The sequence below is a fragment of the Kocuria subflava genome (genome assembly GCF_012163155.1).
GTDB lineage: Bacteria > Actinomycetota > Actinomycetes > Actinomycetales > Micrococcaceae > Kocuria > Kocuria subflava.
This window is the reverse complement of record NZ_JAAVUN010000017.1, coordinates 23,453-46,839: the sequence shown is the minus strand read 5'-3', so window position 1 is coordinate 46,839 and position 23,387 is coordinate 23,453. Positions and strand designations below refer to the sequence as shown.

At 65.4% G+C, this 23,387-nt stretch carries 18 protein-coding genes, 1 pseudogene and 2 riboswitches; of the genes and pseudogenes, 11 read left to right on the top strand and 8 right to left on the bottom strand.

Annotation, left to right across the window (positions count from 1 at the left end; all coding sequences use genetic code 11):
• Nucleotides 1-144: 144 nt before the first annotated feature.
• Both GTW58_RS09420 and GTW58_RS09415 read right to left on the bottom strand, forming a co-directional pair.
• Nucleotides 145-756 carry a mycothiol transferase gene (locus tag GTW58_RS09420; protein ID WP_119933128.1) on the bottom strand — a complete coding sequence of 204 codons (612 nt, stop codon included), beginning with the start codon at nucleotides 754-756 and terminating at the stop codon, nucleotides 145-147.
• Nucleotides 757-809: 53 nt separating this feature from the next.
• Entirely contained in the window at nucleotides 810-1,379 is a 570-nt protein-coding gene (locus GTW58_RS09415; RefSeq protein WP_119933150.1) for a DinB family protein, read from the bottom strand.
• A 107-nt stretch (nucleotides 1,380-1,486) separates the two neighbouring features.
• Here GTW58_RS09415 and GTW58_RS09410 point away from each other — a divergent pair, with 107 nt between their 5' ends.
• From GTW58_RS09410 to GTW58_RS09390, 5 genes are all read left to right on the top strand, one after another.
• Nucleotides 1,487-2,443 carry a helix-turn-helix transcriptional regulator gene (locus GTW58_RS09410; RefSeq protein ID WP_119933127.1) on the top strand — a complete coding sequence of 319 codons (957 nt, stop codon included), beginning with the start codon at nucleotides 1,487-1,489 and terminating at the stop codon, nucleotides 2,441-2,443.
• Nucleotides 2,444-2,571: 128 nt separating this feature from the next.
• Nucleotides 2,572-2,670: riboswitch (glycine riboswitch) on the top strand.
• Nucleotides 2,671-2,778, top strand: a riboswitch (glycine riboswitch).
• Nucleotides 2,779-2,824: 46 nt separating this feature from the next.
• A complete protein-coding gene (gene gcvP, locus GTW58_RS09405) occupies nucleotides 2,825-5,911 on the top strand; it encodes an aminomethyl-transferring glycine dehydrogenase (protein WP_119933126.1) in 3,087 nt (1,028 codons plus the stop codon).
• Nucleotides 5,908-7,068: a glycine cleavage system aminomethyltransferase GcvT gene (gcvT, locus tag GTW58_RS09400; protein ID WP_119933125.1), complete on the top strand. Its 1,161-nt coding sequence runs from the start codon at nucleotides 5,908-5,910 to the stop codon at nucleotides 7,066-7,068. Before gcvP ends, gcvT begins: the two co-directional genes overlap by 4 nt.
• Before the next feature lie 91 nt (nucleotides 7,069-7,159).
• Nucleotides 7,160-7,543, top strand: coding sequence for a glycine cleavage system protein GcvH (gcvH, locus tag GTW58_RS09395; RefSeq protein WP_209436483.1), 384 nt, complete (start codon nucleotides 7,160-7,162; stop codon nucleotides 7,541-7,543).
• Nucleotides 7,544-7,554: 11 nt separating this feature from the next.
• Complete coding sequence (locus GTW58_RS09390) at nucleotides 7,555-8,982, top strand: L-serine ammonia-lyase (protein WP_047692130.1); 1,428 nt, start codon at nucleotides 7,555-7,557, stop codon at nucleotides 8,980-8,982.
• A gap of 122 nt (nucleotides 8,983-9,104) precedes the next feature.
• On the opposite strand, the gene pdxR is transcribed toward GTW58_RS09390, so the two are convergent.
• The gene (gene pdxR, locus GTW58_RS09385) at nucleotides 9,105-10,607 is read right to left on the bottom strand and encodes a MocR-like pyridoxine biosynthesis transcription factor PdxR (protein WP_119933124.1); all 1,503 of its coding nucleotides are present in this window, start codon (nucleotides 10,605-10,607) and stop codon (nucleotides 9,105-9,107) included.
• 96 nt (nucleotides 10,608-10,703) lie between these two features.
• On the opposite strand from pdxR, the gene pdxS reads away from it, so the two are divergent.
• Nucleotides 10,704-11,621 (top strand): pyridoxal 5'-phosphate synthase lyase subunit PdxS, encoded by a 918-nt coding sequence (gene pdxS / locus GTW58_RS09380; protein ID WP_119933123.1) that lies wholly within the window; start codon nucleotides 10,704-10,706, stop codon nucleotides 11,619-11,621.
• A 4-nt stretch (nucleotides 11,622-11,625) separates the two neighbouring features.
• On the top strand, nucleotides 11,626-12,288 hold the full coding sequence (pdxT, locus tag GTW58_RS09375) for a pyridoxal 5'-phosphate synthase glutaminase subunit PdxT (protein WP_119933122.1): 663 nt from the start codon (nucleotides 11,626-11,628) through the stop codon (nucleotides 12,286-12,288).
• Between the two features lie 21 nt (nucleotides 12,289-12,309).
• On the opposite strand, the gene GTW58_RS09370 is transcribed toward pdxT, so the two are convergent.
• From GTW58_RS09370 to GTW58_RS09360, 3 genes are all read right to left on the bottom strand, one after another.
• The gene (locus tag GTW58_RS09370; RefSeq protein WP_232818053.1) at nucleotides 12,310-13,443 is read right to left on the bottom strand and encodes an aminotransferase-like domain-containing protein; all 1,134 of its coding nucleotides are present in this window, start codon (nucleotides 13,441-13,443) and stop codon (nucleotides 12,310-12,312) included.
• A 238-nt stretch (nucleotides 13,444-13,681) separates the two neighbouring features.
• On the bottom strand, nucleotides 13,682-16,276 hold the full coding sequence (locus tag GTW58_RS09365) for a GcvT family protein (protein ID WP_119933120.1): 2,595 nt from the start codon (nucleotides 16,274-16,276) through the stop codon (nucleotides 13,682-13,684).
• Between the two features lie 118 nt (nucleotides 16,277-16,394).
• Nucleotides 16,395-17,201, bottom strand: coding sequence for an IclR family transcriptional regulator (locus tag GTW58_RS09360; RefSeq protein WP_168023500.1), 807 nt, complete (start codon nucleotides 17,199-17,201; stop codon nucleotides 16,395-16,397).
• Between the two features lie 142 nt (nucleotides 17,202-17,343).
• Between GTW58_RS09360 and GTW58_RS09355 the strand changes: the two genes are divergently transcribed.
• From GTW58_RS09355 to GTW58_RS09345, 3 genes are all read left to right on the top strand, one after another.
• Nucleotides 17,344-17,688 (top strand): bifunctional 3-phenylpropionate/cinnamic acid dioxygenase ferredoxin subunit, encoded by a 345-nt coding sequence (locus tag GTW58_RS09355; protein WP_047687918.1) that lies wholly within the window; start codon nucleotides 17,344-17,346, stop codon nucleotides 17,686-17,688.
• Nucleotides 17,685-19,010 carry an NAD(P)/FAD-dependent oxidoreductase gene (locus tag GTW58_RS09350; RefSeq protein WP_119933118.1) on the top strand — a complete coding sequence of 442 codons (1,326 nt, stop codon included), beginning with the start codon at nucleotides 17,685-17,687 and terminating at the stop codon, nucleotides 19,008-19,010. The genes GTW58_RS09355 and GTW58_RS09350 overlap by 4 nt, the downstream gene beginning before the upstream one ends.
• 74 nt (nucleotides 19,011-19,084) lie before the next feature.
• Complete coding sequence (locus GTW58_RS09345) at nucleotides 19,085-20,263, top strand: aromatic ring-hydroxylating oxygenase subunit alpha (protein ID WP_052209241.1); 1,179 nt, start codon at nucleotides 19,085-19,087, stop codon at nucleotides 20,261-20,263.
• 40 nt (nucleotides 20,264-20,303) lie between these two features.
• Here GTW58_RS09345 and speB read toward each other — a convergent pair whose 3' ends face one another.
• Both speB and GTW58_RS09335 read right to left on the bottom strand, forming a co-directional pair.
• Entirely contained in the window at nucleotides 20,304-21,347 is a 1,044-nt protein-coding gene (speB, locus tag GTW58_RS09340; RefSeq protein WP_119933117.1) for an agmatinase, read from the bottom strand.
• 50 nt (nucleotides 21,348-21,397) lie between these two features.
• Nucleotides 21,398-21,982: a helix-turn-helix domain-containing protein gene (locus GTW58_RS09335; RefSeq protein ID WP_342453304.1), complete on the bottom strand. Its 585-nt coding sequence runs from the start codon at nucleotides 21,980-21,982 to the stop codon at nucleotides 21,398-21,400.
• Between the two features lie 124 nt (nucleotides 21,983-22,106).
• Here GTW58_RS09335 and GTW58_RS09330 point away from each other — a divergent pair.
• Nucleotides 22,107-23,272: pseudogene (locus tag GTW58_RS09330) on the top strand (sodium:solute symporter family transporter).
• Nucleotides 23,273-23,387: the final 115 nt, after the last annotated feature.

Genomic DNA, 23,387 nt, shown 5'->3' with positions numbered 1-23,387 from the left:
GACCTTGAGGTGGTCGCTCCTCCGCGCGGAACCGCCGTCCTGAGGCCGGCGCCCCGGCACGACGGTTGCGTTGTCAACAAGTGTGACCCACGCAACCGTCGCGGAACCCGTGTGGGCGAAGATGACGGGCCGGGGTTCCAGATCTCAGTCGCGGTTCTGGTTCTCGACCCATTCGTCCCAGTTCTTGCCCCAGTCCTCGGGCGGCCACGGTTCGCCATCGGCCAGTGCATTGAGTTCGTAGGCTGTCTTGCCGTCGATTGACTGCCGGATGATGTCCGCGTGGCCCGCGTGACGGGCGTATTCCTCGACGTAGTGCAGAACGACCCAGCGCATCGGCCAGGACTCGAGGTCCTGCGGGTACCAAGGGGCATCCGGCTTCTCGACCCGGGCGTCCATGTCCAGCGTGGGGACCAGGTCTTCGGCCCATTGGGCCATGTCCTCGAGCGCCTCGATCAGGCTCTCCGACGTGTCCTCCGGGCGGATCCCTGCGGCCAACGGTTCCCCCGCGGAGATGTCGCCCGTGCCGTGTGTCTCAGCCCGTGAGGGGTCGACAGCGGTGGCCAACAATCCGTCGTTGCCCACGTAGAGACAGTGCCTGGCCAGGGACGCAAGGCTCATCTCGCTGGCCGTGGGAGTGGCCCGGATCTGTTCGTCATCCAGCCCGATCAGAGTGGTGGCGAGCTGGTGGATCTGTTGTGCCGCGTACGCGGCCAGCGCGTCAGTTTCGGTGGTGACTTGGCGGGTGAAGAACGGCATGACTGCTCCTGTTCGTGGATTGCTGACAAAGTTTCAGTGCTCGGAGGCAGAAATTAGCGGGTGTGGGCGTAGAGATCTCGCAACAAGGAGACCTCTGACAGGTGGTGGATCAGCTCGCGGTTGATGTGCAGGATCAGGCTCAGCATGGGACGGTCGGCCCATTCACCTTCCGCAGGCTCGCACGGGGCCGCCAGCCGCTCGGCGTCGAAACTGCGGATGCCGCTGAACCAGACGTCCACCTGGTGCTGCAGCTGGTCGATCGCCTCGGCCGCCGTCGGGGCGTACTCCCAGTCCAGGTAGGACGCCTCCGGCGCGCCCAGGTGGTCGTGATTGCGGACGGCCAGAATGCCGACGATCACGTGGCCCAGCCGCCAGGCGATCGTGGTGAACGGCGTGGGATCGGGTTCGGGGAACTCGAAGTCGATGACCATCTCGCCGGATCCGCCCTGAACGGCGGCCCCTCCGCTGTCGCGCGCGTGGACGGTCCAGGCTGAACGGTCGTGCGTGGGATCGAAGAAGTATTCGTCGTCCGTCAACGTGACCAGCCGCTGTTTCAACTGGTGGTTCCAGTGGATCTTGAACTGTTCGACGACGGCGGTCAGGGGGTCGATCTGCGTGTTCATCGGTGTCGCTCCTCCGGCTGAACCGGGCGGGCCTTCCGCCCCGGACACCACCAGGGTCACGCCATCAAAGGTCACTTTCCGTCCTCTGAAAAGGCGATGATGACACCATGAGCGACACGACCCGACGAGCCTTGCGCCTGCTGACCCTCCTGCAGGCTCGACCCGTGTGGACCGGGCAGAGCCTGGCGGATGAGCTGGGTGTCACCACGCGCTCCTTGCGGCGTGACATCGAACGGTTGAGGGAGCTGGGGTATCCCGTGCTGTCCGAGAAGGGGCACGGGGGCGGGTACCAGCTGGGTGCCGGGCAGCGCCTCCCGCCCCTGTTGTTGGAAGCAGACGAGGCCGTTGCTGTGGGGGTCGGACTCCGTCTGGCCGCAGCCTCCGGCATCACGGGCCTGGACGAGGTCGCGGTCAGGTCCCTGGCTCACCTCGAGCAACTGGTGCACCAATCCATCAAGGACGAGATCGCGACCGTGGGGGCCGCCGTCGACGTCGTGCTCACGGGTGTCCCACCCGTCCAACTGGAGATCCTGCTGGTTCTGGCCCAGGGGGTGCGCGGACAGGTTCAGCTGCGGCTGGACTACGTGGCGCGGGACGGAGCCGCCACGCAACGTCGCGTCGAGCCGTACCGGGTCCTGTCGATGGGGCGCAACTGGTACCTGTTCGCATGGGACCTGGACCGCGATGACTGGCGGACGTTCCGGCTGGACCGGATCGAGTCCGCGCGGCTGACCACGTTCCGCTACAGCCCACGGCCCACCCCGGACATTCAGGTGCACCTGCGCCAAGCGGTCTCCCACGGTGGGCGAAGCACCCGGGTGCGCGTCCGGTTCCTGGCCTCCAGGGAGGAGGCCAGCGCCCAGATCCCGGCCGATGTGGGACCGCTGGACGCCGACGGACCGGACAGCTGCGTGCTGACCACGTACACGGAGGAGTTCGACTGGGTGGCTTTCCGGCTGGTGTCCCTGCCCATGCCGGCCCAGGTCCTCGAGCCGCCGGAGCTGGTGGCAGCCATGAGTGCGATGAGCGACCGGTTGGCCCGCACTGTCGAGCGGAGCCGCTGAAACCCGCGGGCACGGACCAGTGTCCAAGGGGCCGGCGGCCGCGGGGTCCGCGCCAGGGCCCGGGGTGTTCCGGACCTTGGTGCAGAGACCCACGTCACGCTAAGCTCACCGCATAAACGAACATGCCGACGAGCGTTCCCGGGAGAGACCCCGCGGAAACTGCGTGGGGCGCCGTAGGAGCAATCCCTCCCCGGGAAACTCTCAGGCACCCGCACCGGGACGCTCGGCAACTCTGGAAAGTACGGGCCGGCCCATTGCGGGCGGGATCCGTCACCGACGGGGCAAACGGGAGGTTTCCCGTTGAATCTCTCAGGTCCAAGGACAGAGCGGGGAGGATCCGGCTGGGGCTCGCGCGAGGCCCCACGAATGAGGGAGTCCCATATGAGTTCGTCAGAAGCACCCGCCCGCCCCGTGGGGCAGGATGCGCACGATTTCGTGGACCGTCACATCGGTCCGCGGGGCGCCGAGTTCGAGCGCCTGTTGAGCACCGTGGGTGTGGACTCCCTCGCCGATCTGGTCGACCGGGCGATTCCCGCCAGCATCTGGCAGGAACAGGAGCTGGAGCTACCGGCCCCGTTGACGGAGGCCCAGGTCCTGGCGGAACTGCGCCGGATCGCAGACCAGAACGACCCCGGCACACCCATGATCGGCCAGGGGTTCTACGGGACCATCACCCCGCCGGCAATTGCCCGCAACTTGCTGGAGAGTCCGGCTTGGTACACGGCCTACACCCCGTACCAGCCGGAGATCTCACAGGGCCGCCTCGAGCTGCTGTTGACTTACCAGACCATGATCCAGGACCTCACGGGGCTGCCCATCGCCAACGCCTCCCTGCTGGATGAAGCCTCCGCCGTAGCCGAGGCCGCGCTGCTGATGAGCCGCGCCAACCGCAAGGCCAAGAACGGTGTGATCCTGGTGGACCAGGACTTGTTCCCGCAGTCGCTCGCGCTGCTCCCCGGCCGTGCCCGCGCCGTCGGCCTGGACCTGCGCATCCTGGACCTGACCGAGGGCCTGCCCCAGATCGACGAGCCGGTGGCCGGCGTGATCGTCCAGCAGTCCGGTTCCTCCGGTCGGTTGCACGACTGGTCGCAGGTGATCGGTGAGGCCCACGAGCGCAACGCGATGGTCACCGTCGTCGCCGACCTCCTGGCCCTGACGCTGGTGGCCGCCCCCGGGGACCTGGGCGCGGAGATCTCCGTGGGCACCTCCCAGCGCTTCGGCGTGCCGTTGTTCGCCGGCGGTCCACACGCCGCCTTCATGGCGGTCACAGATGGTCTGCAGCGCTCCATGCCCGGTCGCCTGGTGGGCGTGAGTCACGACGACGCCGGCCGACCCGCCTACCGCTTGGCGCTCCAGACCCGTGAACAGCACATCCGCCGTGAAAAGGCGACCTCCAACATCTGCACCGCCCAGGCGCTGTTGGCCGAGGTGGCCGCTTGCTACGCGGCGTACCACGGCCCGGAGGGGCTGACCGCGATCGCCAAGCGCGTCCACGGACACGCCGTCAACCTGGCGGCAGCACTCGCCGAGGCCGGGGTCGAGCTGGTGGCGGAGCAGTTCTTCGACACACTCGTCGCCCGGGTGCCCGGTCGGGCGGACGACATCCTGGCCGCCGCGGCAGCGCAGGGCATCGACCTGCGGCGCGTGGACGCCGACCACGTAGGAGTCTCCACGGACGAACGCACCACGGCCCAGGACATCGCGGCCGTGGCCGAGGTGTTCGGAGCGAAGGCACCGGCCACCGAACTGTCCGAGCCGAACCTGCCCGAGAACCTGCGCCGGACCAGCGACTTCCTGACGCACGAGAACTTCCACGATTACCGCTCCGAAACCCAGATGATGCGCTGGTTGCGCCGTTTGGCCGACCGGGACCTGGCCTTGGACCGCACCATGATCCCGTTGGGCTCCTGCACCATGAAGCTCAATGCTGCAGTGGAGATGGCGGCCATCACGTGGCCTGAGTTCGCAGACGTCCACCCGTATTCGCCGGCCGAGCGAATGCAGGGGTGGCAGTATCTGGTCACGGACCTGGAGGACCGCCTGGCGGAGATCACCGGCTATGCCAAGGTCTCCGTGCAGCCCAATGCCGGTTCACAGGGTGAGCTGGCGGGTCTGCTGGCCATTCGCCGCTGGCACATCTCCCGCGGGGATGATCAGCGGGACATGTGCTTGATCCCGGCCTCCGCCCACGGCACCAACGCCGCTTCTGCCGTTCTGGCAGGGTTGCGGGTTCGCGTGGTCAAGACTGCGCCGGACGGCACCATTGATCCGGTGGATCTGGACAAAGCCATTGCGGAGAACCAGGACCGGGTGGCGGCCATCATGATCACCTACCCCTCAACCCACGGCGTTTTCGAGTCAGAGGTCAAGGCCGTGTGCGAGACCGTGCACGCGGCCGGTGGCCAGGTGTACGTGGATGGAGCCAACCTCAACGCCATGGTGGGCCTGGCCCAGCCCGGCAAGTTCGGTGGGGATGTCTCCCACCTGAACCTGCACAAGACCTTTTGCATCCCGCACGGTGGCGGTGGCCCAGGCGTTGGTCCTGTGGCCGTGGCTGAACACCTGGTGCGGTTCCTCCCCGGGGACCCCTTGGCGGGGGATCCTGGTCGCCCCACCGTGGGTGGTCACACCCATGAGGCGCACGACGCCGCCTCTGTGGGCAAGGGTCTGCCGGTCTCCAGCACCCGGTGGGGCTCCACCGGTGTCCTGCCGATCTCCTGGGCCTACCTGGCGCTGATGGGAGGGGAGGGGCTGACCCGCGCCTCATCCGTTGCACTGCTCAACGCCAACTACCTGGCCAAGCGCCTGGATGAGCACTTCCCGGTGCTCTACACCGGTGAGAACGGTCTGGTGGCCCACGAATGCATCCTGGACTTCCGCAAGCTCACTGCACGCTCAGGCATCACCGTGGCGGACGTCTCCAAGCGTCTGATCGACTACGGCTTCCACGCGCCCACAGAGTCCTTCCCCGTCAGTGGCACCCTGATGGTGGAGCCCACGGAGTCGGAGGACCTGGCGGAACTGGACCGGTTTGTGGACACCATGATTGCCATTCGCGCAGAGATTGAAGCCGTGGCCAATGGTGAGGTCAGCGCAGAGGACTCGGTGCTGCGCAACGCACCGCACACCGCCGCCGTTCTGGTTGCCGATCAGTGGGAGCGCGCCTACACCCGTGAACGGGCAGCCTTCCCGTTGCCGTCCTTGCGCGTGGACAAGTACTTCCCACCGGTGGGCCGCATTGACGGCGCCCACGGGGACCGCAACCTGGTCTGCTCCTGCCCGCCGCCTGAAGCCTTTGCGGACTCACGTGATCACGACGACGTCGTCGTGGAGAATGCCGCTGATGCAGCAAAAACCGCTGGGGCCTCGGAAAGTGCCGATGCAACGGAGACTCCCGATCCCAAGGGCGCTGCCCACAGCGAGAACCGGGAAGCCACCACCAACACCAAGGAGGAGACCCCGCGTTGAGCGCGCCGAACAACTCCAAGCCCACTGCGCTGAGCTCCGTCCATGAGCGCCTGGGCGCCTCCTTCACCGACTTCGGTGGGTGGTGGATGCCCCTGCGTTACGGCTCCGACGTGGCTGAGCACCTGGCCGTCCGGCAGGCCGCTGGAATCTTTGACCTCTCCCACATGGGGGAAGTCTTGGTGACCGGCCCGGAGGCCGCAGCATTCCTGGACTACGCCCTGGTGGGGCGGTTGTCCGCGGTCGAGGTCGGCAGGGCCAAGTACTCACTGCTGTGCAATGAGCAGGGTGGCGTGATCGATGACCTGATCATTTACCGCCTGGGTCAGGACGAGTTCCTGGTGGTACCCAACGCTGCCAACACCCCGGCGGCGTTGGCCGCGCTCGAGGGGCGCACCGGCACGCCTGATGGTCACACCTTTGACGTCACCATCTCCGACCGCACGGAGGCCACTGCACTGATTGCGGTGCAGGGACCAGCCTCGGAAGCCATCTTGCTGGAGGTTGTCACTGCCGACAGCGTGGAGGCAGTGAAGGCGCTGCGGTATTACGCGATCGTCGACGTCGTGGTGGAGACCGGAGACGGTGAACTGCCCGTGAAACTGGCCCGCACCGGCTACACGGGGGAGGACGGTTTCGAGATCTACGTGGATGCGGAAGCCGATCCAGAGGCACCCCAACGTCTGTGGACACTGCTGGAATCAGCCGGCCAGTCCTACGGCCTGGTTCCGTGTGGTTTGGCCTCCCGTGACTCGCTGCGTCTAGAGGCTGGCATGCCGCTGCACGGTCACGAGCTCTCCGAATCGATTGACCCGTTCAGCGCGGGCCTGGGCCCGGTGGTGGCTTTGAAGTCCAAAGTGTCCTTTGTGGGACGGGATGCCCTGGCAGCCATCAAGGAATCCGGACCGCAGCGCAAGCTGGTGGGCCTGGCCAACGACACCAAACGCGCAGCTCGCCCCGGATACGCCGTCCTTCACGACGGCGACACCGTGGGTGAGGTGACCTCAGGTGCCCCCAGCCCAACACTGGGCCACGCCATCGCGTTGGCTTTCGTGCGCCCGGACCTGGCAGAGGTGGGTACTGAGCTCCAGGTGGACCTGCGTGGAAAACCCACCCCGTTCACTGTGGTGGCTCTGCCCTTCTACAAGCGCGAACGCTGATCGGTGCTCGGTACGACGCCGGGTGCCCACCAACTCCAAGCAGCCAGAGGCTCCACTCAACAGGAGCCAGGAACCGAAAGGACCCCCATCCATGAGTGCCATTGACAAGGTCAACAAGGACTACCGCTACTCTGCTGAACACGAATGGGTTGATTCCGCCAGCCCCGCCAAGATCGGGCTGTCCCAGATCGCCGTGGACGCCCTGGGCGATGTTGTGTACGTGGACCTGCCAGAGGCCGGTGCCACCGTGACCGCGGGTGAAGTCTGCGGCGAGGTGGAATCCACCAAGTCCGTTTCCGAGATCTACTCCCCGGTCACCGGAACCGTGGCCGAGGTCAACGACGCCGTGATTGATGACCCGGCACTGCTCAACTCCGACCCCTATGGCGCAGCCTGGTTGTTCTCCGTGGAGGTCGACTCCGAGGGGGATCTGCTCTCCCCGGAGGAATACGCCGCAGCACAAGACCAAGAGTGAGGTGAACCATCATGGTGGTGAGCGTTTTTGACCTGTTCAGCATTGGTGTGGGGCCATCGTCCTCCCACACCGTGGGGCCCATGCGTGCCGCAGCGGACTTTGTTGCCGACCTTGTTGCCGACGGTCAGTTGGAATCCGTGAGTTCCGTGGGGGTGGACCTGTACGGGTCCCTGTCCTCCACGGGCAAGGGGCACGGAACGTTCACCGCCGTGTTGTTGGGGTTGGAGGGCCACCGCCCGGAACAGGTGGCCCCGGAAACCATTGACCAACGCCGTGAGGCGTTGGAGTCTGGTCAACCGCTGCAGTTCGCCGGTGCCCTTGACGGGGTTGTTGCACCGGTTGAGCTGGACTTTCACGAGCGTGACATTGTCCAGCGTCCCCTCACGCTGCTGCCCTATCACCCCAATGGCATGTGGTTTCGCGCCTTTGACGCTGACGGGCAGGTCCTGGCCGAGCGCACCGCCTACTCGTGTGGTGGCGGCTTTGTGGTGGTGGATCCGCCGGAGGGTACGGACCCCATGGCGGATGACGACGACGTCCAGGTCCCGTATCCGTACCGCACGGCTGATGAACTCATGGCCTTGTGCGATGAGCACGGGCTGAGCGTGGCCGAGTTGGCGCTGGCCAACGAGTGTGCTCGTCGGCCAGAGGCGGAGGTCAGGGCCGGGCTGGCGAAGATTGCGGATGTGATGGAGGAGTCCAAGAACTCCAACCTCCGCCGAACGGGATGCTTGCCGGGTGGGTTGGCGGTGCGTCGTCGTGCCCCGGACTGGTACGCACGGCTCAAGGCGATCGACTCCACCTTTGACTCCCAGTACTGGGTGGAGTGGGTGAACCTGGTGGCGTTGACGGTCAACGAGGAGAACGCCTCCGGCGGTCGGATTGTGACCGCACCCACCAACGGTGCGGCAGGCATTGTGCCGGCTGTGATGTTTTACGCCACCCACTACACTCCGGCTGCTCGCGGCCATGATGCCCGGCCTCGGGAAGAGATTGTTGCCGATTACCTGCTGGCCGCAGGGGCTGTGGGGGCGCTGATCAAGGAGCAGGCCTCCATCTCCGGGGCTGAAGTGGGTTGCCAAGGTGAGGTTGGATCGGCGTCGTCCATGGCAGCTGCCGGACTGGCTCAGGTCATGGGTGGCAGCGCGCAGCAAGTCGAGAACGCGGCGGAAATCGCCATGGAACACCACCTGGGTTTGACCTGCGATCCCGTGGGTGGATTGGTACAGGTGCCGTGTATCGAGCGCAACGCGATTGCCGCGGTCACTGCCGTCAACGCCGCGCGGATGGCGCTGTTCGAGGACGGCCCCACCCATGTGAGCTTGGACAAGGTGGTGCAGACCATGCGAGACACGGGAGCTGACATGTCAGAGAACTACAAGGAGACTGCACGGGGCGGGTTGGCCGTGAGTGTGGGTGTGAACGTGGTGGAGTGCTGAGGTAGGGAATCGCATCGAGGCCAACGGGGGTGCCACAGCACCACGTACTCAACCGGAGTGTGGCTTGTGGCTGCCCTGCTCCATCCGCGCTCAGCCAGCCCGGATGGGGGTATCGGTGGCACTCACCCTCCGCAGGCCTGGACAAGGCGGGGCAAGAGATCCCGGAGGGCGTCGTCGCCGGCTTGGGCAAAGCCCACCGCGATTCCTTGCCCCGTGGTGGTTGCCAGAGGTGAGGCTGGTTTGCCCCGGGTACCCCAGGCCCAGTAGCTGGACTGACGGCCCACTCGCAGACCGGCTTCCTGGCAGCGGTGCACCACGGTGTCCTCCGGAAGATCTGTGTCAATGACCGCATCAATACCGCCGTGCATGGGGGTCAGGCGGGCGTGATCGGCCTGCTCGAACGCTTGTTGCACCGCAGTCCGACGACGACGATAGGTGGCGCGCATGCGCTGGGTGTGCCGGCGGACGTAACCGGAATCCAACAAGTGCGCCAAGGCGTACTGAGTGGTGGCAGCAACGGGCAGCCCCAATGTGGCGCGTAGACGGGTGACGTCGCCCACCAGGTTCAGCGGCAGCACCAGGTATCCGGTGGCCAAGGACGGTGTGAGCAATGTGGAGAACGTTCCCAGCAGCGCCACTTGCTCGCGGGAGGTGTCCAAGTCAGAGAGCGTGGGCAGCGGCGTACCCACGTAGCGCAGCTCCGAATCGAAATCGTCTTCCACAATCAACACGTCCCAGCGTTGGGCCCATTCCAACAGCGCCAGGCGTCGATCCAGTGTCAAGGAGCCGCCCAACGGGTACTGGTGACTGGGGGTCACGATCAAGACGTCCGGGGCATCTCGCCCCGTGGGTAACAGGTCCACTCTCAGGCCGTGTGAATCCACTGGGCAGGGAACCACTGTGTGGCCGTGTGCGGTGGGAACCTGGCGCAACCCGGGGTGGCCTGGGGACTCAAGGCCGATCCGCAGCTGGGTTCGACTGACCCGTGCTGCTGCCGCGGCCAACAGCAGCGTCAGTCCCTCCCGCGCCCCAGCGGTCACGGCGATGTGTGAACTCGGCACGGGCAGGGCGCGCATCAACCGCAGGTGTTCCGCCACGGCGGTGCGCAGATCACTTGAACCCAGCGGCTGCTCGGGGGCATCGGTGGGTTGTTGCGCGGCATGACGCCACGCGGAGCGCCAAGCGGTTCCCGCCACCTGGCCCGTGTCCGGTTGGCCCGGGCGAAGGTCCAGCAATGCGGCGGATCGTCCCCGATCTGCGGGGGCGGCCGGGGTTGCGCGAGTGTCATGAGCTACGACGGCGTGGCTTGAGTCTGGTTCCTTGATGGACTGCTGGTCCGTTGCCACAGGGTGAATGCGGTCCAACTGAGGGTGCACCGTGGTGGGTTTGCCCTGGGAAGCCAGCACGTATCCCTCGGCCAACAGTTGGTCATAGGCTGCCACTGCGGTTCCGCGGGAAACCTTCAACTGGCTGGCCAGTACCCGTGTTGACGGCAGGGCATCGCCTGGAGTCAGTGTGGATCGGGTGATCTGTTCACGGATGCCGTCAGCCACCTGTACTGGTAGGGGCCTGGGGTCCGATCGGTCCAGCACCAGGGTGAGATCGATGGTGGCACGCGGGGTCATGGTGTGAATTCTCCAGGGGATCCCCCCAACTGGTCCAGTGAAAGTGGTCAGAACTGGATCTTGTGATGGACCAGAAGCCCCGTGAGGATGGCTTCCATGACTGAAACCAGCGCTGCACCCACGTCCACCACCGGCTCACCTCTGGTCAAGCGAGGCCTTGCCGAAATGCTCAAGGGCGGGGTGATCATGGACGTTGTCACAGCCGAGCAGGCGCGAATCGCGGAGGACGCGGGCGCGGTGGCCGTGATGGCCCTGGAGCGGGTGCCCGCTGACATCCGGGCGCAGGGTGGAGTGGCACGGATGTCCGATCCGGATCTGATTGACCAGATCATCGAGTCCGTCTCCATTCCTGTGATGGCCAAGGCGCGCATTGGGCACTTTGTGGAGGCTCAGGTCCTTCAGGAACTGGGTGTGGACTACATCGACGAATCCGAGGTGCTCAGCCCCGCGGATTACGTCAACCACATCCACAAGCACTCCTTCACCGTGCCGTTCGTGTGCGGGGCCACCAATCTGGGGGAGGCGCTGCGCCGACTGGCAGAGGGTGCGGCCATGATCCGCTCCAAGGGTGAGGCCGGCACCGGGGACGTCTCCGAGGCCACCAAGCACATCCGCACCATTCGCAAACAAATTGCCGATCTGCAGGCCACCTTCCGTGCCAACCCGGATGAACTGTTCGTGGCCGCCAAGCAACTGCAGGCCCCGTATGACATCGTCCGGGAGGTGGCCGAAACCGGGAAACTGCCCGTGGTGCTGTTCACTGCAGGTGGTGTGGCCACTCCGGCCGATGCCGCCATGATGATGCAGTTGGGCGCCGATGGCGTGTTCGTGGGCTCCGGGATCTTCAAGTCCGGCAACCCCGCCCAGCGCGCGGAGGCCATTGTTGCCGCCACGGCCCAGTACGACGACCCCGCAGCCATTGCCAAGACGTCCCGCGGTCTGGGCGAAGCCATGGTGGGCATCAACGTGGCAGACCTGCCCGCCCCGCATCGGCTGGCCGAACGCGGCTGGTGACCGCATGCCGGAGCACGACGCCGCCGCACCGGTCCGCGCCGCAACCTCACCGGTCCGCGGGGTCAGCGGCGGGGTTGCCCGTCCCACGGTGGGAATTCTTGCTTTGCAGGGTGGCGTGGCGGAACATGCCGCCATGCTGGAGACCTTGGGGGCTCGGGTGGTGCCGGTGCGCACAGAAGGTGCGCTGACGGAGTCGTCGTTGGACGGGCTGGTGCTACCCGGTGGTGAGTCCTCCACGGTGGACCGGTTGCTGCGGCGATTCCAGCTGCGTGACCCGCTGGTGGAGATGCTGGCGGAGGGCCTGCCCGTGTTGGGCACGTGCGCGGGGATGATCCTGCTGGCGGAGCAGATCGTGGACCCGGCTCCCGGGCAGCAGTCCCTGGCTGTGGTGCCCATCTCCGTGCAGCGCAACGCTTTTGGGCCTCAAGCGGACTCGGCCACGGAGATGCTGGAGACCACCTTGGGCCCCGTGAATGCCGCCTTCATTCGCGCGCCGGCGGTGGTCTCCGCGGGGGACGGTGTTGCAGTCGTGGCACGTAGGGGCACGGATGTCGCCGGTGACGGGCCGATTGTTGGTGTGGCCACGGATCAAGCGGTGGCACTGTCCTTCCACCCGGAACTCACCGGGGACGTGACTTTCCACCACGAATTCCTGGATCGGCTCTGAGGTGGTACGAGCCGCCGTCAGTCAGCGGGCCGGCACAGCACGTGCCAGGCGCCGGATGCCCTCCGCCACGCGGTAGGGGCTCACGCCCGAGTAGGCCACCCGCACGGCGTCGGAGGATCGGCCGTCGGCGTAGCACGCGGCGCCTGGCACAATCAGCACACCCTCCTGGATGCCACGGTTGAGAATGTCCCCCAACTCCACTCCGGGGAAACGCACCCAGGTGAAGAACCCACCCTTGGGATCCGTCCATTCGGCACGGTCGCCCAGATGCTCCTGCAATGCAGCGGTGGTGGCCTGTGCGCGCTCGCGGTAGAACTCCACGGAGCGGTCCAACACGGTGGTCCACTGCGGTGAACCCAGCCACGTGACCACCAGCTCCTGGGACAGCACCGAGGGGTGGACGAGGACGGCTTCGGCCGCGATCTGCATACGAGCCCGAACATGGGCCGGTGCAACGGCCCACCCCACGCGTAAACCGGGTGAAAAGATCTTGGACGCGCTGCCCAGGTGGATCACGTGCTCGGGAGCCATGGAATGCAACGTGGCCACCGGCCCGGTGGTGCGCTCAAAATCCAGCAGCCCGTAGGGATCGTCCTCAATGATCATCACGCCGCGGGCGGCGCAAACCTCCACCAACGCCCGGCGTCGTTCAGGGGAGAGCGTGACCCCCGTGGGGTTCTGATGAGTGGGAACCGTGTAGACGAACGGCACCCGGTGCCCCTGCGCGCGTGCGGCGTCAATCGCGTGGGCCACCGCCTCAGGGTCCAGGCCGTCCTGGTCAATGTTCACGTGCCGGACCTGGACCTCATAGCTGCCGAACACCCCCAGCGCGCCCACGTAGGTGGGGTCCTCGGCCAGGATCACGTCACCCGGGTTGCAGTACAGCTTGGTCACCAGGTCCAGCCCAACCTGCGACCCCGCCAGCGGCTGCACCTCACCAGAACCGATGCTGGAGCCACGGCGCGCCATCAGCTCAACCACCAGTTCGCGCAGCCCGTCAATGCCTGCACCGGAGCCGTACTGCAGGATCTCCGGTCCACGCTCGCTCAGCAACGACGACGCCAGCTGCGCCACCGAACCTTCCGGCAGAGTGCTCAGATCCGGGTTTCCACCGGCCAAGGAGACCACTGATGGATCAAGGGCCGTCTCAAACACAGCTCTGACCGGAGACGGACGAAACTCCTTGGACCGGGTGGCGAAACCCGTGTCTGTGGATGAAGCAGTGGGGGAGGGCTGATGGCGTGACATCGGGGGTTGCCTCGATCTGCTGAAGGTCCAGGGCTGCGGACCCCGATGTTCGCGGAGCACACGCGAGCACCAGCGTGCACGGCGCCCGTGACCCGGTCAAGAGATGGCCGGATCACGGACGCCGTTGACGGTGAGGACGTGCGGATCAGCTGCGCATACGCTCCGCACTCGGATCCAGCAAGGGCTCCGGGGTCACGGTGGCCGGGTAGCGCTGACCGAAGTAGGAGATCTCCACCGCGGTGCCCGGGGTGCTCAGCTCCGCAGGCAGCCACGCGTAGGCGATCGACTTGCCGATGGTGTATCCCTGATCCGCGCTGGTCACATAGCCCACGGCTGGTGCATCTGGATCTGCCCCCACCGCGTGGACCGGCTCATGGCCCAGCACCACGGCGGAGGGATCACCCAGCAGCAAGCAGGACAGGATCTTGCTGGGTGCCCCACGGGCCTCCATGTGCTCGGCTGCCACACCCTTGACGGCAAACGCGAGCCCGGCCTCCTCCGGTGTGTTGCTGCGGTCCATGTCCGCACCCCACAGGCGGAATCCCTTTTCCAGTCGCATGCTCTCGAATGCGCGGCGCCCCACCGGGAGAATGTCGTACTCCTGCCCGGCAGCCATGATCTGGTCCCACAGGTAGCCGCCGAACTCCGCAGGGGCGTAAAGCTCCCAGCCGAGCTCACCCACGTAGCTCAGACGCAGAGCCAGGGTGGAGACACCGGCAATGCTGAGTTCACCGCACCGGTAGAACCGGAAGGCCTCATTGCTGATGTCCTGATCCACCAGGGTTTCCAGGGTCCGCCGGGCGTTGGGGCCCCACAGGCCCAGACCGAAGTGCCCGGAGGTCACGTCCTCCACGGTCAGGTCCACGCCGCGTTCGCGCATCCGCTCCTGCAGCCATGCCCGGTCCTGGTTGCCGTTGACACCCACGTGGTAGGTGTCCGGGCCGGTCCTGGCAATGGTGATGTCGGAGAGGATCCCCCCGGAGGCATTGAGGACCAGTGCGTACACCACGCTGCCAGGTGATTTGCCCACGGTGCGGCTCAGCAGGCCGTCGTCGGCAAGGGAGGTGAAGAACGCCGTGGCATCGCGCCCCGGCCGTCCCGTTCCGGAGACCCGGAGCCGTGGCAGGGAGGTCATGTCCACCAACCCCACGGAATTGCGCAGGCCGTGGGCCTCAACGGCCGCCAAGGGGCTCCAGTGCCGTGCCGCCCAGGCGCCACGTCCTGGCAACGGCTGATCCCCGAGCATGGGCTGACCACGCTCAGCAGAAGATTCGTACCACAGCGGGCGCTCCCAGCCGTTGGCCACGGAGAACACCGCCTTGGCCTCCCGCTGACGGTCGTTGAACGACGTCGTGCGCAGCCCCCGCATCCGCAACGTGGTGGCCTTGGGGTGGACGACGTCGTAGACCTCGTCGTAGGACTCCTCGCCCTGTTCGCGGGCCCACCTCTTGGAGGTCACCCGAGGATCGAACCTGGTCAGGTCAACACTGTGGGTGTCAATTCCCGGGTCCCCGGTGGTGATCCACTCCGCCATGACCTGACCGACTCCGGCGGACTGGGTCACCCACACGGCCTGAGCCATCCACAGACCTGGCGATCCCGGCACCGGCCCCAACAGCGGTCCGCCGTCGGGGGTGAAGGAGAAGATGCCGTTGAAGCACATGGAGTCTTCGAGTTCACTCTGGCGCAATTCAGGCAGGAGATCCTGGGCTTCACGCCATGTGGATTCGAAATCCTCCGAGGTGAAGGGGTGGATGGCCGGGTGGGTCCCCGTGGTGGCAAAGCTCTGGGCGCTGGCGATCTGGGTGTCGTCCACCGGCAGCGGCCGGTGCTCATAGGCGCCAATGGCAATCCGGTTGTCCCATTCGCGCAGATACATGGCGTGGTCCTGGTGGCGCAGCATGGGCTTGACCACTTCCGTGGCCGAATCCATCTCCGCCAATGAATCCATGGGCAGGCTGAATCCGAAGCCGTGTTCCACCGGCAGCATGGGGATGTCGATCCCCAGCATTTCACGGGCCATCTTGGGCCCCCACAGCCCCGCACACGTCACGACGACGTCGGCGGGAATCACCTCAGAGGCTTCTGCCGATTCGTCAGCTGACGGGTCGCCCTCGATGTCCACGGTTTCGGACGGATCTCCCGGTTGAACAGGGCGGACCTGCACGCCGGTGACACGGCCGTCGTCGTACTGCAGGCCCGTGACCTCCGTGTGCTCCAGGATCTGGGCGCCACCTTTCTGGGCGCGACGTGCCTGGAACTCGACGGCGCGAATCCCCTTGACCACGGCGTCGGTGGGGGTGTGGAACCCGCCGAGCACGCGGCTGACGTCCAGGCCCGGCCATAGCTGCGCCACCTCCTCAGGGGAGATCAGCTCAGAGGGCACACCCCAGGAGTTGGCCAGGTCGTGACGGCGCCGCAGTTCCTGAGCGCGCTCTTCCGTGGTGGCGATTTCCAGGCCACCCACCCGCTTCATGACCCACTCGCCGTTGACCGTGAGGCCGTCCAGTTTGTCCAGGGTCCGCTGCGCCAGCTGGCACATGGTGCGGTTGGGGGAGGTCTGGAAGACGAAACCGGGGGCGTGGGAGCTGGAACCGCCCGTGACGTAAATCGGCCCCTGTTCCACCACCGTCACGTTTGTCCAGCCACGTGAAACCAGTTCATCGGCCAACGCGGCGCCAACCACGCCCAGCCCGATGATCACCACGCGGGACTCGGGTCCCGACCGGAGTTCTGTCATGAGAAAACCTCCACAGCGCGTGTGTTGCGAACTATGCAACGCCATAGTGCATAGTGCAACTACAGTACGAATGCACCTGTGATCCAGGCAATAGTTACGCGCACCGTTTTGGAGAAAGTCAGTGGCCGAGCAACGCAGTCCGTGGGCCGCCGATCACTGAAGTCTCCAGGCTCAAGCGCGACTCCAGGAACTCCGTGTGCTCACGCAACAGGCCGGCCACCTCCGCAAAACTGGATTCCGGCAGCCGGAAGGCCGGGGCGTTGACCGCCAGCGCTGCCACCACCCGTTCCTCGGGGTCACGGACGGGGACCGCCAGCGCATTGATCCCCTCCTCCCACTCCGCCACGGATGACGCCCAGTCACGTTCACGCAGCGTCTCCAGTTCCATGAGCAGCACATCCGGATCCGTGATGGTCATGCTGGTGTAGGCCTCCAGGCCTTGGTCCAGGACGCGCTCCAGTTCGATCTGGTCGGCATGAGCAAGCAGCATCTTGCCGGTGGACGTGGCGTGCAGGGGGCCGCGTTGGCCCACGTACTGCCGCGTGAGTCCAATCATCCGGTTGCCTGTGGTCTGGGTGATGGTCATGGCGTAACCGGAGTCCAGAACAGCCACATTGATGGTCTCGTTGAGTTGTTCGGCAACGGCATCGCAGCAGGCTTGGGCGTCCCGGGCAAAGTCGATGCGGTGTGTGACCGAGTTGGCAAGATGAAGCAGCGCAAAGCCCAGTTGGTAGGAGCCGCGGGTGGTGGTCTCCTCCACCAAATTGTGTGCCTCCAGGGTGGCCAGCAGGCGTAATGCGGTGGAGCGGTGAACATCCAGGCGGCGGGCGATCTCGCTGATGCTCAACGGGGCCTCGTCGCTGAGCACCTCCAGGATCGTGGCTGCCCGGTCGACTGACTGGATGGTGGTTTGTTCTGGTTTCACGCCCGTAAATTTCCCATCACTTGTGTTGTGCCTCTTGACGACTGTGCCACGGATGCCTTCATACTTTCCCCAACCACGTGTTGTGGAATGTGACCACTGTTGCATATCTTGCAACGAAGGTACGAATGGTTGGTGATCTGACGTGAGCTTCAGAGCTTGCTCCCTCCAAGACTTGACTCCCGGTGAAGGGCTGCGCATCGACTCGGTGCAGCCGCCCATTGCCGTGTTCTTGACCGAGGAAGGAACTGTCCACGCGCTGGACGACACCTGCACGCACCAAGACGCTTCTCTGGCGGCCGGCTGGGTGGAGGACTGCCGGGTGGAATGCCCTCTGCACGAAAGCACGTTCTCCCTGGAAACCGGGGAGGTGGATCAGCCACCCGCCAAGCGCCGGGTGCGGGTCCACAGTGTGGAAATCGACGGCGACGACGTTCTGGTGGAGCTCTCTCAGGACGCACCCAACCTGCCTCCGGGGGTCACCGCATGACCACGCACGGTGCTGATGTGCTCGATGACAGCCTGTTGCAGCACGAGGCCGTGGGTTCAGACGGTCCGGTGCTGGCGCCGGACGGTCACTTGCTGATTGTGGGTGCGGGTCTTGCCGGGTATCACGTGGCTCGCGGCGTACGCAGTCACGGTCACACCGGTCCCATCACCATCTTCGGTGACGAGAACCGCCCGGCCTACGATCGCCCCGCTTTGAGCAAGGCCTACCTCACGGGTGCAGTCACCGAGGAGGATCTCCACCTCGATGACCCCGAGGACCCGGTGGAGGCCACCTGGATCAGCGGCGTGGGAGTTGTTGGACTGTCTGGGTCGGCAGTACCGGCCGAAGAAGACGGCGACGTTGAGGAACTCCCTGCACCGCTGGGGATCTACACCGCAGATGGCCAGTTCCACGCCGGTGACGCCGTCGTGATCACCACCGGAGCTTCTGCGCTGACCCTGCCGGCTGCCCCCGACTCCTCCCAACCCCACGTGGAGCCCTACGTCCTGCGGGACATGGGGCACGCGCTGGCCTTGCGTGATGCCACCCTCAGCGGGGCTGAGATCGTGGTGGTCGGCGGCGGATTCCTGGCCTTGGAAGCGGCAGCCACCTGTATTCAGCGTGGAGCTGCCTCCGTGACCGTGGCAGCGGGTGAGCAGTATCCAGGTGCAAAGCGTCTGGGACATGCCGTGGGACAGGCCATTCGGTCCGCTTTGGAAAAGCGTGGGGTGCAGATTGCCCCGCCGTCGCGTGCCAGGTGCCTGCGAACCGCCACGGACGGTCATGAAGTGTTGCTGACGGACGACACCGTTCTCAAGGGCGACATCGTGATCTGTGCCATCGGGGCCAAGCCGCGCACCGAATGGCTGGCGAATTCCGAGTTGACCTTCACCCCGGACACCCGCGCGGTGCGCTGTGACGACTCCGGTGCCACCGTGATCCCCGGGGTCTATGCGGCCGGCGACTGTGCCCAATGGGCTTCTCACTCCAGCGGTCTGCGCCCGGTGGGTCACTGGCAGGAAGCCGTGGAAGAGGCTGCGGTGGTGGCAGCGGCGCTGACCGGAGCCGATGAAGTTGCGCTGCAGGAGCCCTACTTCTGGTCCGACCAGTTCGACCTCCGTATCCAGGGCGCTGGACGAATCCACCTGGCCAACCAGGTGGAAGTGCTGGACGGAACGCCTGAGGAGCACAACCTTCTGGTGCGCTACCTGCGTGACGGACAAGAGGTGGGAATCCTGGGGATCAACCGCTTGCGGGACGTCACCAAGTGGCGCAAGCAATGGCGAATTCGCGGCGGCAAGTCCCGCATGACTGCAGTCTGAGCGAACGGAGAAACCACAACAGCCTGATCAATTGACCGGTCACCAGCCGGTGCTGAACGCTGAAGGGAAACATCGTGATCATTGACCACCTGGACGCACCCGTTCCCGGATCATCCCTGCACCCCACCCTGACGGGGGAGGCCTACACCTCAGCGGAGGTGTTTGAACGCGAACAGCAGGAGATCTTCGAGAAGATGTGGAACTGCGTGTTGCGCGCGGACTCCATTCCCAGCCCTGGCCAGTGGAAGACCGTGACCGTGGGGCGCGAGGAAATCATTGTGGTTCGCACTCGAAAGGCCGGGATCAAGGCGTATCACAACGTGTGCAGGCACCGTGGCATGAGGGTCTGCACCAGCGGTGACGGCAAGAACAAGACCCTTCAATGCGGCTACCACGCATGGACCTACGCGTTGGAAGGCGAGCTCGTGGCCGCGCCCAACCTCACCTCCATGCCTGATGTGGACCGCGAGCAGTACGGGCTGAAGTCCGTGGCCGTGAGGGAATGGCTGGGTTACGTGTGGGTGTGCCTGTCCGATGCGGACCAGGGTGAGCAGCCGCCGTCGTTTGAGGAAACCGTCCTTGGAGAGGTGCGCACCAGCTTCGGTGCCGTGGAATCGATCGACAACTACGGGATCGAGAACCTGCGGTGCGGTGAGTCCAAGACCTACGACGTCGCAGCGAACTGGAAGCTCATCATTGAGAACTTCATGGAGTGCTACCACTGCGCCACCATTCACCCGGAGCTGACCGAGGTCATCCCGGAGTTCGCGGACGGCCTGGCCTCGCAACGTGCCAACGGTGAGGTGCACGGCGCTTCCTTTGGCGAGCAGATCCGCGGGTTCACCGTGGACGGTTCCGACGGCGTGACTGAGTTCCCCTCCATTGCACCCGACCAGGAGCGCAAGTACTACGCAATCACGGTCAAGCCGCAGGTGTTCATCAACACCGCGCCGGACCAGGTCATCATCCACCGGATGTTCCCGGTCTCCGAGTCCCGGACCATCGTGGTGTGCGACTGGTTGTTCCTCCCGGAGGTCGTGGAACGTGTGGATGCCGGAGAGCTGGACGTCTCCAAGTCCGTTGAGCTCTTCCACCGCGTCAATCTGCAGGACTTTGAGGCCTGTGAACAGACCCAGCCCTCCATGAGTTCCCGTGCCTACCGGTCAGGTGGCGCACTGGTGCCCAGTGAGCACCACATCGGGGAATTCCACTCGTGGTGGACCCAGCGTGTTGAGGCAGGTTCAGCAGACTGAGCCGGATCCCGCTGGCTGGGGCAACGCGGTCATCGGAATCTCAGTCTTCAGCGGCTGAGCCGTAGAGGTTGCGGGAGATGCCGTAGGCAGGGCCACCCGGCTCGGCCTGCGGCCCCAATGCCATCACGGTGATGAGTTCGTAGACCACATGGGCGGCGGCAATGCCTGTCAGTTCCGCATGATCGTAGGCGGGGGAGACCTCCACGACGTCGCAGCCCACAATGTTCAAGCCGCGCAGTCCACGCAGGATCTCCAGGACCTCACGGCTGGTCATGCCACCGGCCTCCGGGGTCCCGGTCCCGGGGGCGTGTGCGGGATCCAGGACGTCGATGTCCAAAGAGACGTACAAGGGCCGGTTCCCTACCTTGTCCCGCAGGAGGCTGACCACGGCGTCCACGCCCCGGCGCATCACATCTGCGGAGGAGACGATGCCGAAGCCGAACCGGGCGTCGTCGTCCAGGTCCTGTGTGCCGTAGAGCGGGCCACGGGTACCCACGTGCATGATCGATTCGGGATCGATCAGGCCTTCCTCATGGGCGCGCCGGAACGGTGTCCCGTGGGTGTACTCCGCGCCAAAGTACGTGTCCCAGGTGTCCAGGTGCGCGTCAAAATGCAGCAGCGCCACGGGTCCGTGGAGGGCGTGGTGGGCACGCAACAGGGGCAGGGCAATGGTGTGGTCTCCGCCGACGCTGACCATCTTGGTGCCGCCGTCCATCAGCTCCGCGGCTCCGGCAGCAATGGATTCGATGGCTTCTGCGATGTCGAAAGGGTTGCCGATCAAGTCACCGGCATCAGCCACCTGGCACGCGGCAAACGGTGAGGCGGACTGGGCCGGGTTGAAGGGCCGCAGCAACCTGGAGGATTCCCGGACGTGGTTGGGACCGAAACTGGCGCCCGAGCGGTAGGAGACCCCGGCATCGAAGGGGATGCCCAGAACCGCGATGTCCGTGTGCTCCACCTGATCCGTCCTGGGCAACCGCGCAAACGTCCCCACGCCTGCCCAGCGCGGGGTTTTGGCGGCGTTGACGGGGCCAAGAAGGTGGCGCCCGTCGGGGCCGGTGTGGGTGACACGTTCGGGGTCGATGGTTCTCTCCTGGGTGGATGGTGGTGATGGTGGTCAACAGGTGAGGTGGGTCAGGTGGCCATGATCCACAGGACCGTGGCGGGCTGCGAGCCTGGGTTTTCCCATCCGTGGGGTTCGGAGCCGGGGAAACTGACGGTGTCTCCGCCCTGGAGTTCAAGGCGCTGGTCGGGAGTGCTCAACACGAACTGCCCACTGATCACGTGCAGGGCCTCATGGCGGCAATCCATGCTGTAGGGCTCGTCCTCGCTGTGCCCGCCGGGTTCCACTGTGGCCCGAATGATCTGCAGGGCCTTGTTGACGGACGGGGTGACCAGCAGTTCGCGAATCCCGTGACCACCCAGATCGACCTCCGGGGCTTCAGCCAGTCGCACCACATCCACTGCTGCCTCAGCGGCAAAAACTTCCCCCACCTCAACCCGCAGCGCCCTGCACAGTCGGACCAAGGCATCCACGGAGGGGGACGTCAGGTCACGCTCCACCCGGGAGACAAAACCCTTGGACAGTTCCGCTGCTGCTGCCAGTTGTTCAACGGTCATGTGATTACGACGCCGGAGGTTGCGTAGCCGCGCCCCGATCCGTGCGTCCCCGGATCCGCTGTGAACGGGAAGAGCTTTCAGTGGAACCTCCGGGGGCACGAGTTGTCGCAGCTGTGATCCAACACTATGCCGTGGATCACATGATGCCTATACTGATACGCAACTTTTGTTTCTCTGGAAGAAACATAGCCGCTGGCCAGTCGCAACAGACAGGAATCCCGCCATGGACATTGCGATCATCGTCGTCTACTTGGTGGCCATGGTGGTGGTCGGCCTGTGGGCGGCCCGCCGGGCATCCAGTACGGAGGATTACAGGGTGGCTGGCCACCGGCTGGGCCCCCGTTCTACACCGGCACCATGTCCGCCGTCGTTCTGGGTGGCGCCTCCACTGTGGGTGGAATCGGGCTGGGATACACCTACGGCATCTCCGGAATGTGGCTGGTGATGGCTATTGCCACAGGCCTGTTGGTGCTGAGTCTGGTGTTTGCTGGTCGGATCACCAGGCTGAAGATCTACACGGTCTCCCTGGTGGCTGTGGGCGGTTGGTCCGGCATGAGTGACCGGTTGGACGCCACGTTCTTTGCCCCGGATGCCATGGGCTTCCAATCGATCATCACCATGTTCGTGATCTACGGCTTTGGCATGTTGATCGGGCAGGACATCTGGCAGCGGGTGTTCACCGCGCGATCGGCAGGGGTGGCCCGCTGGGGCGGCACATCGGCTGCCGTTCACGTGGGTCTTTACGGTGTGGCTGGTGCGGTCATCGGCATGGCCGCTGCTGCCGTCCTCCCCACCCTGGAAAACTCCGACGACGCCTTCGCCATCATGGCCCAACAGCACGTTCCGGCAGGGCTGGGTGGTGTGGTGCTGGCGGCAGGTGTGGCAGCCATGATGTCGACGGCCTCCGGGGCTCTGATCGCCTCCGCCACGGTGGCCCGGATCGACGTCGTCGCGCTGTTCAAAACACTGGTGACCGGTCAGCAGAACTCGCGGCCCTCCGTGCGCGGTGACCGCCTGTACCTGCTGACTTTCGGTGTGGTGGTGACCGTGTTTTCCGTCCTGGTCCCCGATGTGGTCACGGCTCTGACAATCGCCTATGACCTACTGGTGGGCGGCCTGCTGGTGGCCATCCTGGGTGGTCTGTTGTGGCGTAGAGGCAACTCTCTGGGGGCAGCCGCCTCCATGGCCGCCGGTTCAGTGGCAGTGGTGGTTGGCATGCTGGCCTTCGGCGTGATGGCAAATGCCCCCATCTACATCGGGTTGGGGGTTTCGGCCGTGGTGTACGTGGTGGTCTCACTCTCCACCCGCCCCACCGATCCTGCTGTTCTGGGCGCCTGGGACCGGCGCCTTGCCGGGCAGTCGGAGGATTCCGTGGGCGAGCACGCGTGACATGCGGGGACCGTATCTGTGCGCCGTCATAGAGTCTGCACCTGGCAGCGAACACCTCTGGCGAGGCCGAGCCGGCTGTAGAAGCATGGCCAGCAGTACGTGATCAGTAGCACAT

What these genes read in the sequence shown, in the direction of transcription:
- GTW58_RS09420 (WP_119933128.1), bottom strand. Translation starts at nt 756, where the DNA reads ATGCCGTTCTTCACCCGCCAAGTCACCACCGAAACTGACGCGCTGGCC.
- GTW58_RS09415 (WP_119933150.1), bottom strand. Translation starts at nt 1,379, where the DNA reads ATGAACACGCAGATCGACCCCCTGACCGCCGTCGTCGAACAGTTCAAG.
- GTW58_RS09410 (WP_119933127.1), top strand. Translation starts at nt 1,487, where the DNA reads ATGAGCGACACGACCCGACGAGCCTTGCGCCTGCTGACCCTCCTGCAG.
- gcvP (WP_119933126.1), top strand. Translation starts at nt 2,825, where the DNA reads ATGAGTTCGTCAGAAGCACCCGCCCGCCCCGTGGGGCAGGATGCGCAC.
- gcvH (WP_209436483.1), top strand. Translation starts at nt 7,160, where the DNA reads ATGAGTGCCATTGACAAGGTCAACAAGGACTACCGCTACTCTGCTGAA.
- GTW58_RS09390 (WP_047692130.1), top strand. Translation starts at nt 7,555, where the DNA reads ATGGTGGTGAGCGTTTTTGACCTGTTCAGCATTGGTGTGGGGCCATCG.
- pdxR (WP_119933124.1), bottom strand. Translation starts at nt 10,607, where the DNA reads ATGACCCCGCGTGCCACCATCGATCTCACCCTGGTGCTGGACCGATCG.
- pdxS (WP_119933123.1), top strand. Translation starts at nt 10,704, where the DNA reads ATGACTGAAACCAGCGCTGCACCCACGTCCACCACCGGCTCACCTCTG.
- pdxT (WP_119933122.1), top strand. Translation starts at nt 11,626, where the DNA reads ATGCCGGAGCACGACGCCGCCGCACCGGTCCGCGCCGCAACCTCACCG.
- GTW58_RS09365 (WP_119933120.1), bottom strand. Translation starts at nt 16,276, where the DNA reads ATGACAGAACTCCGGTCGGGACCCGAGTCCCGCGTGGTGATCATCGGG.
- GTW58_RS09350 (WP_119933118.1), top strand. Translation starts at nt 17,685, where the DNA reads ATGACCACGCACGGTGCTGATGTGCTCGATGACAGCCTGTTGCAGCAC.